Raw genomic sequence first — 16785 nt, 5'->3', positions numbered from 1 at the left:
CTGACGGCGTACGCCGGATCCCTGACGCGTCCTTGACGCGCGGGCGAGCTTCGGTCAGCCGGTCAGGGCCTCGACGTCCTCGTTGGCGATCGTGATCAGCTCGTCGGCCAGCGACCGGAGGGCCCGGGCGGTGGCCAGCTCGAAGCCGACCTCCGCGACGTCGAGGACGTCGTTCCGGGACAGGTTCGCCTCGCCGGTGGTGGTCAGCGGCGGTTCGAGCCCGCTCGCGAGCCGGGCCTGGGCGTGGGTGTGGCCGTCGATCTCACTGAGGTAGATCTGCACCGACCAGCGCGTCACTGTCTCGTTCATCGTGGGCTTCCTTTCCGGTGATCAGGTCCGAGAGGTCCATGAGCCGCGGGTTCGCGGCGGCCTCGCCCTCGCGCCGGAGGAAGGTCCCGAGCTCTCCGATCCTGCTCATCAGCGGGGCCGGGAAGACGACGGTCGTGTTCTTGTCGACGCCGAGCTCGACCAGGCTCTGCAGGTTGCGCAGCTGGAGCGCCAACGGGTGCCGCATCATCGTGTCGGAGGCCTGACCCAGCGCGGCGGCCGCGGACGCCTCGCCCTCGGCGGCGATGATCTTGGCCCTCTTCTCGCGCTCGGCCTCGGCCTGGCGGGCCATCGCCCGCTTCATGCTGTCCGGGAGCTGGATGTCCTTGAGCTCGACCAGCGTGACCAGGACTCCCCACTCGGTCGTGGTCCGGTCGAGGATGTCGCGGATGTTGGCGTTGATCGAGTCGGTCTCGGAGAGCGCTTGGTCCAGCGTGTGCTGGCCGACCACGTTGCGCAGGGTGGTCTGTGCGATCTGGTCGATCGCGGCAGCGACGTTGTCGATCGCGATCACGGCCTTGACGGCGTCGACGATCCGGAAGTACGCCACGCCGGCGACGTCGATGCTGACGTTGTCCTTGGTGATGATCCCCTGCGACTGCACCGGCATGGTGATGATCCGCAGCGAGACCTTCTTGAGCTTGTCGACGAACGGGATGATGAACGTCAGACCTGGCTCACGCACGGCGCGGACCCGCCCCAGCCGGAAGACCACGCCCTTCTGGTACTGGTTCACGACCCGCATCGACAGGGCCAGCAGCACCACTGCCAGCACGACGACAACCACGAGCACGACCGCGAGGACCTTCATCGCGCAACTCCTTCTCCGAGCCAGTCCCCACTCTGCTGCTGCCACGGTCCGGCCGGCAGGGTGGGAGGGCCCGGACGGCGGGGGCGAAGGTCCCCGAGGGGTCGGGACGCGCTGGGCCCAACGCCTCTGTGCCGTCCGGCGGACCGGCGGCAGCGTGAAGTCATGGCGTACGAGACCGCGGCTGCTCCCGACCTCCTGCTGGCTCCGCTCCCCGATCTCCTCACCGAGCTGGAGTGTGACCTCGCGGGGCTGACCGAGGCCGATGCCCGCCGGCGGCTCGACCAGGTCGGCCCGAACACGCTGGCTACCGCTCGCAAGAGCAGTCTGGTCGCCGCCCTGCTGCGTCAGCTGACCCATCCCCTGGCTCTCCTGCTCTGGGTCGCCGCCGCGCTGGCCTACGCGACGCAGGGACCGGTGCTCGGCACCGCGATCCTGACCGTGATCGCTCTCAATGCTGCTTTCGCCCTGATCCAGGAACGCCACGCCGAGCATGCGGTCGCCGCCCTCCGCGCCTACCTGCCGACCCACGCGACGGTGCTCAGGGACGGCCACCACGTCGTGGTCGACGCGACCGCTGTCGTGCCCGGCGACCTCCTCGTGATCGAGGAGGGGGCGGCCATCAGCGCCGACGCCAGGATCGTGGAGGGCGCGGTCGAGATCGACCTCTCCTCGATCAACGGCGAGTCGGTCCCGGCACTCCGCCAGCTGGCCGGGCCGGGAGTCGTGGTCGGCGACCGGGTGATCGAGGCGACCGACGTCGTGCTCTCGGGCACCACGTGCACGGGGGGCGAGGCCACGGCGGTGGTCGCCCACACCGGCATGCACACCGAGCTCGGCCGGATCGCCGACCTCAGCAGCCGTACGACCCGCGACAGCAGCCCGCTGGAGCGTCAGGTACGGCGCGTGGCCTGGCTGATCGCCGCGGTCGCGGTCAGCGTGGGCATCGCCTTCCTGCCGCTCGGCATGCTGGCCGGCCTCAGCTTCCGACAGGCCTCCGTCTTCGCGATCGGTCTGCTGGTCGCCAACGTCCCGGAGGGCCTGCTTCCGACGATCACCCTCGCGCTGGCGGTCGGCGTGGCTGACCTCGCCCGCCGCGGTGGCCTGATCAAGCGACTCAGCGCCGTCGAGACGCTGGGCTCCACCGATGTGATCTGCACCGACAAGACCGGGACCCTGACCCAGAACCGGATGCAGGTGCACAGCCGGTGGGGCCCCACCGGACGCTCGTCACCGGAGGCGGTCGGGGAGGCCGCGGCCCTGGCCCGCGCCCTGCGGGCCTGCACCACCGCCGACCCCGAGTCGCACACCGGCGACCCCACCGAGCTGGCCCTCCTCGACGCCGCCGAGCGGCTCGCCCGCGGTCACGACGTGACCCTCGGCGCACGCACCGGGATGTTCCACTTCGACCCGCGACTACGGCTGATGACGGTGCTGTCGGCCGCACCGCCGACGGACGCCCGCGGCGGCACCACGGCGTACACCAAGGGCGCGCCCGAAGCCGTCCTCGAGCGTTGTGTGCAGGCCATCCGCGACGACGAGCCGCCGGTCCCCCTCGACGCGAACCGTCGGGCGGCGCTGTCCGCCCGCCTGGAGGATCTCGCCTCGCAGGGCCTGCGCCTGATCGCGTGCGCATCCCGCGACCTGGGCGCCGAAACCCCACCCACGGACCGGGCGGACGTCGAGCGTGACCTGACGCTGCTGGGGTTCGTGGCCCTCTCCGACCCCGTCCGCGACGCGGTCCCCGACGCCGTACGACGCGCCCACGCCGCCGGCATCACCGTGCACGTGATCACCGGCGACAACGGCGCGACCGCCGCGGCGATCGCCCGGTCTGCGGGCATCGGCGCGGACGGCGAGATGAACGTCGTACCCGGCAGCGAGCTCGACGCCATGCCCGACCAGCAGCTGGACGCCCTGCTGGCGCGCGGCGACGAGATCGTCTTCGCGCGCAGCTCACCCGAGGACAAGCTCCGGATCGCCACCCGTCTCCAGTCGCTCGGCCACGTCGTCGCGATGACCGGGGACGGTGTGAACGACGCCCCCGCGCTGCGGCGTGCCGACATCGGGATCGCCATGGGCCAGAGCGGGACAGACGTGGCCCGCGAGGCCGCGACGATGGTGCTGACCGACGACGACTTCGCCACGATCATCCGTGCCGTGGAGTCGGGTCGCCGCGTCTACGACAACGTCCGGAAGTTCATCCTCTACATCTTCGCGCACGCCGTCCCCGAGGTCGTCCCGTTCCTGGTGTTCGCGCTCTCCGGCGGTGCCATCCCGCTGGGGCTGACGGTCGCCCAGATCCTGATGATCGACCTCGGCACCGAGACGCTGCCCGCCCTCGCCATCGGCCGGGAGGCCGCCGAGCCCGGGATCATGGAGCGTCCCCCGCGCCGTCGGGGGGAGAACATCATCACCGGCTCGATGCTGCTGCGGGCCTGGGGGATCCTCGGCGGGGTCAGCGCGGTGCTGGTCATCGGGGGCTTCCTGTGGGTGCTGCACGCCGCCGGCTGGACCCCCGGCACGGACGTCGGCGCGGGCACCCCGCTGCACGAGACCTACCTGCGCGCCACCACGATGGCGTTCGCCGGCATCGTGGCGTGCCAGGTCGGTACGGCGATGGCCTCACGCACCGACCGGGTGTCCCTGCTGCGTATCGGGATCTTCAGCAACCGGCTGCTGGTGGCCGGCATCGCCTTCGAGCTGCTGGTCAGCGGACTCGCGATCTACCTGCCGTCCGCCCAGAGCGTGCTCGGCACCCGGGCCCTCGGCTGGCGCGAGCTGCTCGTGCTGGTGACCTTCCCGGTGATCGTCTGGGGCGCGGACGAGAGCTACCGCGCCGTCCGACGCCGGGCCGCACGACCGTTCGTCCCGGCTGCTCGCTGACGGGAAGCGCGCCCTCGCGGGCAGTAGGTCCGACGATGCTCAGCGCACCATGTGCCCGTTGGCCTCGACGGTGAGCCCCGCGACCATCTCCGGCCGCTCGGTGGTGGCCAGCAGCTCGACCGGGCACGACGACATCCGCAGGACGGCCCGGGCGGTCGCGCCCAGGTGATGCAGGCGGGCGCCGTGGGCCGGCTTGACCAGCACCAGCCGGTCCGCCGTCCGCGATGCGTGGACGAGGGCGTGGGTGGGCCGGTCGTGGACCACGACGACGCGGACCGGCACGTCGGGGTAGGACTCGCGGTAGTCCTCGAGCAGCGTCTCGATCATCGCCCGCTCCTCGGTGTTCCACCGCTCCTCCTCGACGTGACCGGCGACCACGTCGTCGTACACGCCCTCGAGCTTCCAGGCGTGCAGGACGACCAGCTCGGCATCCAGCGCCTCGGCGACGGCGAACGCGTCCTCGAACAGCTCGGCCGAGTGCGACGACGACTTGTAGCCGGCCACCACCCGCCGGTGCGGCGTCGGCGGGGCCTGCCAGCCGACCGGCAGGACGGCGACCGGGCACCTGGCCCGGCTCACCACGGCGGTCACCGTGGACCCGGTCGTCAGGTGCTCCATGACACTGAGATGACGAGCCGAGAGGACCAGCAGGCAGGCGCCCTCGGAGAAGTGGATCAGCTCGCGCACCCGGTTGCCGGACAGCACGTGCTTGGCGACGCGCAGCCCGGGCTCCTGGCCGGCCGCGACGAGTGCGGCCCGGTCGGCCACCGAGGTGCCGAACTCCTGCAGGGAGCCCTCCGGGATCATCAGGAAGGGCCCGACCGGGACATAGCCCGGGATCACGTGCACCACGTCGAGCGGCACGCCCCGGCGCGCCGCCTCCACCGCGGCGTACTGGACTCCTGCATAACCCTGCTCCGACCCGTCGGCGCCGACGACCACATGTCCGGATGCCTGCTGTGCGTTCATGACCTGCCTCCTCCTGTGTCTCCATCGTCGTGCGCCGGTCCACCGCTGTCCCGTGCCGAGCGTCGACACCTGCCGGGACGTTCGACACCCGCCGCCGTGACCTCAGAGCGACGCCACCACGCCCAGTCGCCGCAGGCCGGACACCAGGAGGCCGGGCACGAGCGCCGCGCCCACCGCCAGACCGAGCTGGGCACCGGACAGGGCGGAGACCCCGAGCAGGCTCTGCAGAGGAGCCACGACCAGCGGGCACAGCATCAGCACCGCGGAGACAGCCACGGAGACCACGAGCCCGGGACTGCGCTTCGCCCCGGTGCGCGAAGCGCGCAACGCCAGCGCCACACCGAGCTGCCCCAGCCCCAACGTCACGAACGCCGCCGTGCGCGCCTGCCCACCACCGACCACCAGCGCCACCGCGAGCGAGGTCGCCGTCAGCAGCGCCGCCGCGGTGCCGAGGACGACGACGTGCCGACGGGTGAGCACCGGGGCGTCGCGCGGCACCGGCGGAGCCCGCATCGCGTCCGGGCTGCCGGGCTCCCCGCTGAAGGCGACGCCGGTCAGTCCGTGCGTGAGCAGGTTGATCCAGAGGATCTGCGAGGGCAGCAGCGGCAGCGCGATCCCGAGGAACGGACCGACCAGCATCACGGCGACCTCGCTCAGGCCGCCCGACACGGCGTACACCAGGAAGCTCCGGAGGTTGGCGAAGATCCGGCGACCCTCCTCGATGGCGGCGACGACGGTCGACAGGTCGTCGTCCAGGAGGACGACGTCGGCCGCCTGGCGGGCGACCTCGGTGCCGCCCCGGCCGGCCGCGACGCCGATGTCCGAGCGTTTCAGCGCCGGAGCGTCGTTGACGCCGTCACCGAGCATCGCGACGACCTCGCCACCGGCCTGCAACGCCTCGACGATCCCGACCTTCTCGACCGGGGCGACACGGGCGAACACCGCGGTGCCCGCCGCGTCGTCCTCCGGGTCGGCGATGATGCCGACCTGCCGCGCCACGGACCGGGCGGTGAGCAGGTGGTCGCCGGTGACCAGCACGACCCGGATGCCGGCCTCCCGACACCGCTGCACCACGGCCGCCGCGGCCGACCTCGGCGGGTCGGCGAAGGCGACCAGGCCGGCGAGCCCCATCGAGCCGGGTGCCGGGGCGAGGTCGAGGCAGTCGGCGTGCGCCACCGCCAGGACGCGCTGCCCCTCGGCCGCCCAGCGGTCGGCGATGGCCCGTGCGCGCTCCCGGTCCACGTCACCGACCAGGGGCAGCACCTGCTCGGGGGCACCCTTGACCACGGTCAGCTCGGCTCCCCCGCACCGGTGGGCCGTCGTCATCTGCTGCGTCGCTGCGTCGAACGGCAGCTCCGCGCAGCGCAGCCAGGACGCCCGGACCGACCGGTGGTCGTAGCCCGCGGCGTCCGCCCGGGCCAGGATCGCCAGCTCGAGCGGGTCGCCCTGTCCCCGGCCGTCCGTCTCGGCCGCCGTCGAGGCGTCGTTGCACAGGACGAGGTCGCGCAGCAGCGTGTCGTCACCCTCCCCCGGCGCGGCGTCGACGGCGGACCAGAGCGCGGCCACCGAGAGGCTCCCGACCGTCAGGGTCCCGGTCTTGTCGGTGGCGATGACGGTGACCGAGCCGAGGGTCTCGACGGCCGAGAGCCGCCGTACGACGGCGGACCGTTGCGCCATCCGGTGCGCACCGGTGGCGAGCGCGACGGTCATCACGGCAGGCAGCGACTCGGGCACGGCCGCCACGGCGAGACTGGCGCCGACCACCAGCATCTCGACCAGTCCTTCTCCGCGCAGCAGTCCCAGCACGACGACGAGCACGGTCAGGGAGAGCACCAGGGCCACGAGCGCGGCACTGAGTCGCCGCATCCGGTCCTGGAGCGGCGTACGACGAGAGGGGGCGTCGTGGACCATCGACGCGAGCAGACCGAGGCCGCTCCCGGCCCCGGTCGCCGTGACCACCAGCTCACCCCTCCCCCGGACGACGAGCGTGCCGGCGGTCACCTCCTCGCCGACGAGTCGCGCGACGGGGAGCGACTCGCCGGTCATCGCCGACTCGTCGAGGGTCAGCCCCTCCGCCACGGCGAGCAGGCCGTCGGCCGGGACGACGTCACCGCCGGCCAGGAGCACGAGATCACCGGGGACCACCTCGACTGCCGGGATCCGGGTCGGCAGGTCGTCGCGCCGGACCGTCGCCTCCTGCGGCGCCAGTGCACCCAGGGCTGCCATCGCCTCCTCGGCCCGGCGGTGCTGCACGATGCCCACGGTGGTGTTCATCGCCACGACCAGCAGGATCACCACGGTGTCGGGCCGGTCCCCGGTCGCCACGGTCAGCGCGGCCGCCAGGAGCAGCACCAGGATCATCGGGTCCCGCAGCTGCTCCCGCACCTGCGCGGGGATGCTGGAGCGGACGGCACCGGCGATCTGGTTGAGGCCGTGGACGGCCAGCCGCTGGGATGCCTCCGCAGCGGTCAGACCCGCCCGGTCAGACCGGCTCTGGGTCGGCATCGGGGCCTGCAGCCGAGGCGTCCACGACCAGCACCGGGCAGTGGGCGTGGGTCAGCACGGACCGGGTGACCGGGCCGAGGTGCGACCCCACGGGCATCATGGGCCGGTGCCGGCCGATCACGACCAGACGCGCGTGCCTCGACGCCTCGACCAGGACGTACGCCGGCTGGCCGTGCACCACGTCCGTGCGGCTGGCGACCGTCGGCTCCCCGGCGAGGAGCCCGCCCAGGCCGCTGGTGAGCCGCTCGGTCAGGCACGCCTCCCAATCGTCTGCGGAGCTGCTCGAGAAGATCGGGTCCTCGACCTCCAGGTCGGTCGCGTAGGACCAGGCGCGAGTGACGTGCAGGTCGCTCCCGGACCGGCGTGCGGCCTCGAGCGCATGGGTCGCGACCCCCCGCGAGGTCTCGGCGTCGACGACCGCGGCCACGACCGGCAGGTCGCCCGCGCCGTCCTCGTGCCAGTCGTCGGGTACGGCGACCACCGGGGCCGCGGACCGCGAGGCCACCGCGTTGGTGATCGACATCGTCGGCAGGTGGTGCTCGCGGGCCATCCGGTGGTGCTGGAGCACGACCAGTCCCGCGTTGCGGGCCGCGTGCACCAGGGCCTTGGTGGGCGCGCCGTGCACGACCTTGGTGGTGACCCTGAGGTCGCCGTCCGACCGGTCGACCAGCCACTGCTCGCACGCCATCAGCAGGTCGGTGTCGACCCGCACGAGGTCCTGCCCGACCAGCTTGAGCTCGACCATGCCGTCGGGGCCGGGCCACCGCGGGTGGATCACCAGCACCAGGTGGACGCCGCAACCCCGACGCTTCGCCTCGGCGGCGGCGTACTCCAGAGCCGCGCTGTTGCGCCCGGACGGTCCGATACCGACCAGGATCCTGCCCACCGCCGGCGTCGCCATGTCGGTCTCCGATCGCTCGCCCCACTGGGGGTCCACGCCCATTGCACCGCCGCGGCCCGGCCGCGAAGCAGTGCCGCAGGCCTCACCGGACCGGGACCTTCGTCAGAGATCGAGCCGTACGCCGTCCGGCCGCGGCGTCAGTCCCGGTGTCGGGTCATGCCGTCCAGGAGGGTCTGCAGCGCGTCACGCCAGACGTCCTCCGCACCGGAGGTCTCCATCGAGCCGCGGCGCTCCATGGCGGCGAGCCCCTCGCACATCGCGTCGAACTGGCGGGAGGCGACGGTGACGGTCCGGCCGGGGAGCAGCCCGGCGTCCTGCAGGCGCTGGAACCTCGCCTCGAGGCTGCCCCAGGCGTCGCGAGCGGCGGGCACGAACTCGCCGACCGTGTCGGGGTCGACCGCCGTGTGCCGCACGCCGATGTCGAACAGCGCGGGCCTGGTGACCGACAGCCGGCGAAAGACGCCGACCCCCGCCTCGACCAGGTCGGCGACCGGGTCGTCGGTCTCGGGCAGCTCCGCTACCCCGTCGCCGAGCAGCTCGAACATCCGCGTGCCGAGCGCCGCCACCAGCCCCGCCTTGGAGCCGAACACGCTGTAGACCGCCCGGGTCGTGGTGCCGGTGCGCTCGGCGACCGCACGCACCGAGACCGCGCCGACGCCGCCGGAGTCGGCCAGCTGCTCGGCGGCGTCCACGAGAGCGTCAGCCACCTGGCGGTCGTGGGTTCGAGGTCTGCCCATGCTTGTCAGTCTATCGCAACGCTGTTACGTTACGACGTACCGAAACTCACTCACCGGAGGACATGACCGCACCATGACCATCACCCAGCAACGCGACCGGTCCGCCTCGGACGACCGGGCGCACCTGAGCCGGCTCCACCAGATCCTGTCCACGGGCGACCGGGCCGCCTGGACGACAGCAGCCCTGGCCCTGGTCGCCGGCGAGCCGGACGGCGGCTCCCGCGATGTCCCGGGCGCGCGGAGGGACCGGCGCGTCGCCGCCCGGTCCGTGCTCGACAGCCTGGGCATCCCGAGCGAGCTGCTCGAAGGCGGGTCCGTCGACCGGCACGGGGTGGCTGCGCAGGCGGCCGCTCCCCTGCTCCAGGCCTCGGCCGTGCTCGGCTCGGGTGCCGAGGTCTGGCTCGACCAGCCCGACGAGGCGATCCTGGCCCAGGGTCGGGCCAGCGCCCAGGGTGCCGCCGCGTTCGCGGAGCTCGGGCTGCCGATGCTCGCGGGGCTCGCCGACCTGCTGACGACTCCCGGCGCCCGGATGCTCGACGTGGGGACGGGGGTCGCAGCACTGGCGGCGGGCTACGCCGAGCTGTTCCCCGAGCTCACCGTCGTCGGCATCGACGTCCTGCCCCGCGTGCTCGAGCTGGCCGAACGCCTGCTGGAGAGCAGCCCCGTGGGGGACCGGGTCGTGCTGCGTCGTCAGGACGTCGCCGAGCTCGCCGACGACGCGTGCTTCGCGCTCGCCTGGCTGCCGGCGCCGTTCGTCCCGGAGGCGGCGCTGCGCGCGGGTGTGCCCCGGGTCGTGCGGGCGCTCGTGCCGGGCGGCTGGGTGACGATGGGTCACGGGAAGCTCGGCGACGACCCGGTCGACGAGGCCCTGACCCGCTTCAAGACGGTCTGCTACGGCGGTACCCCGCTGAACGACGAGGAGGCGCAACGGCTGCTCCGTGAGGCAGGCTTGGTGGACGTGACGACCGTGCCGACGCCCCCGCACGCACCGGCCGTCACGATCGGCCGACGCCCGACCGACTAGCCACGTCGTCGGACCGGCGGCTCGGAGCCGGCCCCGACCGACCGGCTTCGTCACACCCGTCGTACTCCGCGAGAAGTCGGGTACGGGGCAGTCATGGCCAACTCATCAGAACTCCACTTCACCGTTCCCGGGCTGAGCCGCGAGGACGCCGCGCGCGTCATCGACCTGCTCCAGTCACGGCTCCATGCCGCCAACGACCTCCACCTGACGCTCAAGCACGTGCACTGGAACGTGGTAGGCCCGCACTTCATCGCGGTCCACCAGATGATCGACCCGCAGGTCGAGGCCGTGCGCGGCTTCGCCGACGACCTGGCCGAGCGGATCGCGACCCTCGGCGGCTCACCGAAGGGCACCCCGGGAGCACTCGTCGCCGAGCGCGACTGGGACGACTACTCCCTGGGCCGGGCCTCGACCCAGCAGCACCTGGCCGCCCTCGAGATCGTCTACCGAGGTGTGCTCGAGTCCAACCGCGCCACCCTCGAGGAGCTCGACGGCCTCGACCTCGTCACCCAGGACATGGTGATCGGGCAGACCGAGCAGCTCGAGCTCTTCCACTGGTTCATCCGGGCCCACCTGGAGGACCAGAGCGGTCACCTGGCGACGGAGGGCAGCATCGACGAGGAGGGCGCGGCGTCGAAGATGGAGTGACTCGGCTCGGGCACCGGGACGTCGAGCACGTGAGCCGGGGAGACCGTGGGCTCCGTCCGGGTCCCGCCGGCCCGGACCAGGTCTCCCGTCGGCTGCTCGGCGATCATCAGCTCCTGGCCCAGGTGCGCCAGGGCCCGGCTGGCGGCGACTCCGCGGGCGTGCGTGGCCTCGGTGAGGGCCGTGACCGGGGCCTGGCCGCGACCGCTGAGACGGATCGGGCCCTCCTCGAGGTAGGCGTGCGCGGACACCGCGTCCGAGGTCTCGCACAGCTCGATCCGGACGGTCCAGGTGTGGCGGGGCATGGGCTCTCCTCGGGGGTCGCCCCATCTCATCGCGGCAGACCGGACCACTGCAGGGCCCGAGGTCACCGGGGTCGGGGGACCTTGGGCCGCGAGGGCTAGTGCCTGGGTGTCAGCGGATCCGGATCATCGCGCCCGGTCCGGCCCGCGGGACGAGCCGCCCGATCACCGGGTGACCGGGCAGCTCGCCCGCCACGAGCAGTCCGCCCGAGGTCTGCGCGTCCGCCAGGAGCAGCAGCTCGTCGTCGCGGACGTCCGCAACGACGTGGGGACGCACCCACTCCAGGTTGCGCTGCGATCCCCCCGGCACGAAGCCGTCGCCCAGCGAGGCCCGGGCCCCGTCGAGATAGGGCACGGCGGCGGCGTCCACCTCCGCGTCGACACCGCTGGCGCGGCAGAGCTTCAGCAGGTGACCCAGGAGGCCGAAGCCGGTGACGTCGGTGGCGCAGGCATGACCCGCCGCCAGGGCAGCCCGCGAGGCGTTCCGGTTGAGGCTGGTCATCACCGCGACCGCCTCGGGGAAGGACTCCCCCGTCGCCTTGTGCCGGTTGTTGAGCACCCCGAGCCCCAGCGGCTTGGTCAGCGTGAGGGGCACGCCGGGCCGCCCGGCGTCGTTGCGCAGGAGGCGGTCGGGGTCGGCCAGCCCGGTCACGGCCAGGCCGTACTTGGGCTCCCGGTCGTCGATGCTGTGGCCCCCGGCCAGGTGGCAGGAGGCCTCGCTCGCGACCTCCGCTCCCCCGGCCAGCACCTCGGCGGCCAGCTCGAAGGGGAGCTCGTCGCGCGGCCAGGCCAGCAGGTTCACCGCCACCAGCGGCTCGCCCCCATGGCATAGACGTCGGACAGCGCGTTGGCCGCAGCGATCCGTCCCCAGTCGCGCAGGTCGTCGACCACCGGGGTGAAGAAGTCCGCGGTCAGCACCACGGCACGCCGGTCGTCGAGGCGTACGACGGCGGCGTCGTCGCCGTGCTCGACGCCGACCAGCAGCGCCTCGGCCGCCCGGCCCCCGGGCAGGCCGGACAGCACCTGCTCGAGCTCACCGGGCGGGATCTTGCAGGCGCACCCGCCGCCGGAGGCGTACTGGGTCAGCCGGCGCGGGAGCTCGAAGGTCATGCTGCGTTCGTACCCGCCGGGGACGGTCTAGGCAAACGCGTCGGCCTCGGCCCGGGCCCTGGCCGCCATCCGCTCGCGCTGGGGCACCACGACGTACTTGGGATCCTCAGCCGAGACGATGCCCGCCTCGAAGATCCCGAACCGGGTCATCGCCGACGCAGCGACGCAGGTGAGGCCCGCAGCGACCGAGAGCGCCCGTGATCGGCGCCCCGCCAGGAAGGTGACACCGGCCGCCACCGCGGTCATGGTCCGGGCCGTGCTGATCAGCTTCCCCGGCCGACCCTCGCGGTAGGGCTCGGCGACCATGCCGATCCGGTGCAGCAGCCCCTCGGCCGCCACGATCTCGAGCGCCGCCCCCGCGACCGCCATCCGCCGGGCAGGTCCGGCCTGGGGCAGCGGGGTGAAGACCATGGCGAGCCCACCGGCCGCCGTCGCCCCCGAGCCTGCGAACACGAACGGCAGCTCACGGTGACCCTCGTGCCAGGCCGGGACGGCGGTGTTGGCGATCAGGGCTGCGGTGTAGGTCGCCAGTGGCGGACCGAGGGCCCCGGCGCCGAGCCCGGCCAGCCTCCCCAGCCGGGGCAGGCGCCCGGTCACGGTGGAGGCCGCAGCAGCGGCCGCCAGACCGCTGAAGGGCGCCAGGATGAACGAGCCGACCGACAGCGGCGACGTCGGCTTGAAGACCCGCAGCATGTGCAGGAAGCGCTCCGGACGCCCGAGGTCGTGCACCAGGGCGACCGAGCCCGCGGCCGCGCCGCCGGCTGCGGCCAGCCGGGCGACCCGCTCGAGGTCGGGACGACCCGTCAGCGCCGCACCCTCGGCGAGAACCGCCGACGCGCCGGCGAGGCCACCGAGGAACAGGTAGAGCGGGACGTCGGGGTTCTTCCAGGTGGGCGTCTTGAGGATCTGCCGGCCGTAGTAGGACTCGAACTCGACGTCCGGGACCATCGGCTGCTCGCCACGCGGGCTCATCGGCGTCGCCCGAGGAACGAGGCCACGCCGAGCCCGGTCAGGGCCGCGGCGGCGGCGCCCACGTGCTTCCAGATCGACACCAGGTCGCGGGTGGTGACCACGGGGTCGGGTGGCAGGCCGTAGACCTCCGGCTCGTCGAGCAGCAGGAAGAACGCGCCGTCGCCGCCGACGCCGTCCTCGGGGTCGTGGCCATAGAGACGGGCGACGTCGACCCCTTGCTCGTGGAGGGTCGCGAGCCGCAGGTCGGCGCGCTCGCGCAGCTCGTCGAGCTCCCCGAACTGGATCGACTCGGTCGGGCACGCCTGGGCGCACGCCGGCGTCTGCCCCTCCTTGAGCCGGTCGTAGCAGAGCGTGCACTTGAAGGCCCGGCCGTCCTCCTCGCGGATGTCGATCACGCCGTACGGGCACGCCGGCACGCAGTAGCCACAGCCGTTGCAGATGTCGGGCTGGACGACGACGGTGCCGAACTCGGTCCGGAACAGCGACCCGGTCGGGCAGACGTCGAGGCACGCCGCGTGGGTGCAGTGCTTGCAGACGTCGGACGACATCAGCCAGGTGATCGCGTTGTCGCCGGAGGCCGCGGCCTGGTCCTCCCCGGAGGGCAGGGTGACTCCCGGCGGCCCGGCCCCGGGCATGCCGAGGTCGACGGAGACGCTGGACGGCGACGACTTCTCGACGAACGCGACGTGCCGCCAGGTGCTCGCCCCCAGCTCCTGGGTGTTGTCGTAGGACATCCCCGTGAGCAGGTAGCCGTCGTCGGGCACGGAGTTCCACTCCTTGCACGCCACCTCGCAGGCCTTGCAGCCGATGCAGACCGAGGTGTCGGTGAAGAACCCCATCCGCGGCGGGTGCTCGGCGTACCCGGCGTCGCCGGTGACATCGTCGAGCGGTCCGGACAGCCTGCCCATCAGTCGGCCTCACCTTCGGGTGCGTCGTCGGTCACGGGTTCGGAGCCGACCCCGGCACGGCGCCGGTAGCCCTCGACGTACGACGTGAGCGCGGGGCCGCGCGGACGCCGCCCCGGCTGGATGTCGCAGGTCCCGACCTTGTCCTGGATGTAGACGTTGGGCTCGAGCTGGACGTTGACCAGGTCGTTCTGGGAGTCGCCCGTGGTGATCCCGTTGCGACCCCAGTGGTAGGGCAGACCGACCTGCTCGACCCACCGGTCACCCAGCCGCAGCGACCGCACCCGGTCGGTGACGAGCACCCGCACCTCGATCGCCGACCGGGCGGTGACCACGGTCGCCCACTCGCCGTGCACCAGACCGCGCTGCTCGGCGAGCCGGGGCGAGACCTCGCAGAACGGCTCGGGCTGGAGCTCGGTGAGCAGGGGCAGGGTCCGGCTCATGCCGCCGGCCGTGTGGTGCTCGGTCAGGCGGTAGCTGGTGAAGACGTAGGGGAAGACGTCGCTCTGGCTGGGGTTGATCGGGTTGGCGGACTGGGTGAAGTGCCGCAGCGACGGGTTCTTCTGCTGGCTGTGCAGCGCGTTCGCGACCGGTGACTCCGGCGGCTCGTAGTGGGTCGGCAGCGGCCCGTCGGCGACCCCGAGGGGCGCGAACAGCCAGGCCTTGCCGTCGGTCTGCATGATGAACGGGTCGCTGCCACCGATCGCGTCGGGTCCGTGGGCGCCCTCGGCCGGCACGTGCCCGGGCTCGCGGTCCGGGATGAAGTCGGGCACGTCCGCACCGGTCCATTTCCCCTGGTCGGCGTCCCACCAGAGGTAGCGCTTGCGCTCGCTCCACGGCCGGCCCTCGGGGTCGGCCGAGGCCCGGTTGTAGAGGATCCGGCGGTTGGCGGGCCAGACCCAGCCCCACTCGGGGGCCACGAGATCCTGCTCCCAGTGGGGCTTGCGCCGCCGGGCCTGGTTGACGTCGTCGGCATAGACCCCGCAGTAGATCCAGCAGCCGCACGAGGTCGAGCCGTCGTCCTTCAGCTCGGTGTAGGCCGACAGGGCTCCGTCGGGCCCGCTGCCGTTGATCTCGCGGAGCACCTGCTGCCCGTCGGGCTCGCCGTGCTCGTCGACCTCGTAGTCCCAGGCGAGGTCCAGCAGCGGCCGGTCCATCTCGTCGGTCGAGCCCGCCAGCTTCGCTCGGATCCGGTTGCCCAGCTCGACGTAGAACTGGAGCTCGCTGCGGCAGTCTCCTGGGGGCTCGACGACCTTGTCCCGCCACTGGAGCATCCGCTGGGTCTGGGTGAACGAGCCCGCCTTCTCGACGTGGGACGCCGCGGGCAGGAAGAAGATCTCGGTGCCGACGTCCTCGGTGACCAGCTCACCGGTCTCGATCTCCGGACCGTCCTTCCAGAACGTCGCGGACTCGATCATCTGCAGGTCGCGGACCACCAGCCAGTCGAGGCTGGCCAGGCCGAGGCGCTGCATCTTGCCGTTCGCCGAGCCGACGGCAGGGTTCTCCCCCACCACGAAGTAGCCCTTGCAGCCACCCTCGATCTGCGCCTTGACGGTGGTGTACGTCGAGTGGTCGCCGGTCAGCCGGGGCAGGTAGTCGAAACAGAAGTCGTTCTCCGGGGTGGCCGCGTCGCCCCAGTAGGCCTTGAGCAGGCTCACGGCGTATGGCCTGATGTTGCCCCAGAAGCCGGCCTTGCCCTCGTCGTCCTCCACCCACTCGTCGAGCGACTGGTGCTGGTCGGCGTGCGGCATCGGCAGGTAGCCGGGCAGGAGGTTGAAGAGGGTCGGGATGTCGGTCGAGCCCTGGATCGAGGCGTGGCCGCGCAGGGCCATGATCCCGCCGCCCGGCCGGCCGATGTTGCCCAGCAGGGTCTGCAGGATCGCCGCCGTCCGGATCATCTGCGAGCCGACGCTGTGGTGGGTCCAACCGACGGCGTAGCAGATCGCGCCGGTCCGCTCCCGTCCGCTGTTCGAGGTCAGGGCGGCGGCGACCTCGGCGAGCTGCTCGGGGGTGATGCCGCAGACCTCCTGCACCATCTCCGGGGTGTAGCGGGAGAAGTGCCGCTTGAGGATCTGGTAGACGCACCGCGGGTCCTGCAGGGTCTCGTCGCGGCGACCCTTCCAGCTGACCGGGGCGCCGCCCGAGCCGTGGGTCTCGGACTGGGCCGCTTGGTGCGACTGCTTGGCGGCCGCGCCACCGCTGTCGTCCTCGGTCATCTGCGCGGCGTTGCGGCGGTCGTCGGCCGACGGGTGCTCGGGTGGCTGGTAGTGCCAGGACACGGGGTCGTAGTGGCCGGTCTCCTCGTCGAAGCCCGAGAAGAGCCCGTCGAGGTCCTCGGTGTCCTGGAAGTCGTCGCTGATCAGGTTCGCGGCGTTGGTGTAGGCCACGACGTACTCGCGGAAGTCGAGCTCGTTGACCAGGACGTGGTTGACCAGGGCGCCGAGGAAGGCGATGTCGGAGCCGGCGCGGATCGGCACGTGGATGTCGGCGACCGCCGACGTGCGGGTGAAGCGCGGGTCGACGTGGATGATCGTCGCGCCCTTGCGCTTGGCCTCCATCACCCACTGGAACCCGACCGGATGGGCCTCCGCCATGTTGGAGCCCTCGATCAGGATGACGTCAGCGTTGCTGAGGTCCTGCAGGTAGGTGGTGGCCCCACCACGGCCGAACGAGGCACCCAGACCGGGCACCGTG

13 protein-coding genes and 1 pseudogene are annotated in these 16785 nt (G+C 72.6%); 3 read left to right on the top strand and 11 right to left on the bottom strand.

What is annotated here, in order from left to right:
- Positions 1–54 precede the first annotated feature (54 nt).
- The gene (locus E3N83_RS04885) at positions 55–309 is read right to left on the bottom strand and encodes a dsRBD fold-containing protein (protein WP_151082235.1); all 255 of its coding nucleotides are present in this window, start codon (positions 307–309) and stop codon (positions 55–57) included.
- On the bottom strand, positions 263–1138 hold the full coding sequence (locus E3N83_RS04880; protein WP_151082234.1) for a slipin family protein: 876 nt from the start codon (positions 1136–1138) through the stop codon (positions 263–265). Before E3N83_RS04880 ends, E3N83_RS04885 begins: the two co-directional genes overlap by 47 nt.
- 162 nt (positions 1139–1300) lie before the next feature.
- Between E3N83_RS04880 and E3N83_RS04875 the strand changes: the two genes are divergently transcribed.
- Positions 1301–4021, top strand: coding sequence for a cation-translocating P-type ATPase (locus E3N83_RS04875; protein ID WP_151082233.1), 2721 nt, complete (start codon positions 1301–1303; stop codon positions 4019–4021).
- A gap of 39 nt (positions 4022–4060) precedes the next feature.
- On the opposite strand, the gene E3N83_RS04870 is transcribed toward E3N83_RS04875, so the two are convergent.
- From E3N83_RS04870 to E3N83_RS04855, 4 genes are all read right to left on the bottom strand, one after another.
- Positions 4061–4990, bottom strand: a complete 930-nt coding sequence (locus E3N83_RS04870) for a universal stress protein (RefSeq protein WP_151082232.1) — start codon at positions 4988–4990, stop codon at positions 4061–4063.
- A gap of 102 nt (positions 4991–5092) precedes the next feature.
- A complete protein-coding gene (locus E3N83_RS04865; RefSeq protein ID WP_151082231.1) occupies positions 5093–7495 on the bottom strand; it encodes a cation-translocating P-type ATPase in 2403 nt (800 codons plus the stop codon).
- Positions 7473–8396, bottom strand: a complete 924-nt coding sequence (locus E3N83_RS04860) for a universal stress protein (protein WP_191907957.1) — start codon at positions 8394–8396, stop codon at positions 7473–7475. Before E3N83_RS04860 ends, E3N83_RS04865 begins: the two co-directional genes overlap by 23 nt.
- 137 nt (positions 8397–8533) lie before the next feature.
- Positions 8534–9133, bottom strand: a complete 600-nt coding sequence (locus E3N83_RS04855) for a TetR/AcrR family transcriptional regulator (protein WP_151082229.1) — start codon at positions 9131–9133, stop codon at positions 8534–8536.
- 73 nt (positions 9134–9206) lie between these two features.
- On the opposite strand from E3N83_RS04855, the gene E3N83_RS04850 reads away from it, so the two are divergent.
- Both E3N83_RS04850 and E3N83_RS04845 read left to right on the top strand, forming a co-directional pair.
- On the top strand, positions 9207–10157 hold the full coding sequence (locus E3N83_RS04850) for an SAM-dependent methyltransferase (protein WP_151082228.1): 951 nt from the start codon (positions 9207–9209) through the stop codon (positions 10155–10157).
- A gap of 93 nt (positions 10158–10250) precedes the next feature.
- Positions 10251–10805 carry a Dps family protein gene (locus E3N83_RS04845; RefSeq protein ID WP_151082227.1) on the top strand — a complete coding sequence of 185 codons (555 nt, stop codon included), beginning with the start codon at positions 10251–10253 and terminating at the stop codon, positions 10803–10805.
- On the opposite strand, the gene E3N83_RS04840 is transcribed toward E3N83_RS04845, so the two are convergent.
- From E3N83_RS04840 to fdh, 5 genes and pseudogenes are all read right to left on the bottom strand, one after another.
- Positions 10748–11107: a dsRBD fold-containing protein gene (locus tag E3N83_RS04840; RefSeq protein ID WP_191907956.1), complete on the bottom strand. Its 360-nt coding sequence runs from the start codon at positions 11105–11107 to the stop codon at positions 10748–10750. The two genes, E3N83_RS04845 and E3N83_RS04840, sit on opposite strands and share 58 nt — an antisense overlap.
- A gap of 109 nt (positions 11108–11216) precedes the next feature.
- Positions 11217–12214, bottom strand: a pseudogene (selD, locus tag E3N83_RS04835) (selenide, water dikinase SelD).
- 27 nt (positions 12215–12241) lie between these two features.
- Positions 12242–13186, bottom strand: a complete 945-nt coding sequence (gene nrfD, locus E3N83_RS04830; protein ID WP_151082225.1) for an NrfD/PsrC family molybdoenzyme membrane anchor subunit — start codon at positions 13184–13186, stop codon at positions 12242–12244.
- Complete coding sequence (locus tag E3N83_RS04825; RefSeq protein WP_151082224.1) at positions 13183–14094, bottom strand: 4Fe-4S dicluster domain-containing protein; 912 nt, start codon at positions 14092–14094, stop codon at positions 13183–13185. Before E3N83_RS04825 ends, nrfD begins: the two co-directional genes overlap by 4 nt.
- Positions 14094–16781, bottom strand: coding sequence for a formate dehydrogenase (fdh, locus tag E3N83_RS04820; protein WP_151082223.1), 2688 nt, complete (start codon positions 16779–16781; stop codon positions 14094–14096). Before fdh ends, E3N83_RS04825 begins: the two co-directional genes overlap by 1 nt.
- Positions 16782–16785: the final 4 nt, after the last annotated feature.

The organism is Nocardioides cynanchi (assembly GCF_008761635.1).
GTDB classification, from domain to species: Bacteria; Actinomycetota; Actinomycetes; order Propionibacteriales; family Nocardioidaceae; genus Nocardioides; species Nocardioides cynanchi.
The sequence above is the reverse complement of the archived record's forward strand: the minus strand, read 5'-3'. Positions and strand labels throughout refer to the sequence as shown.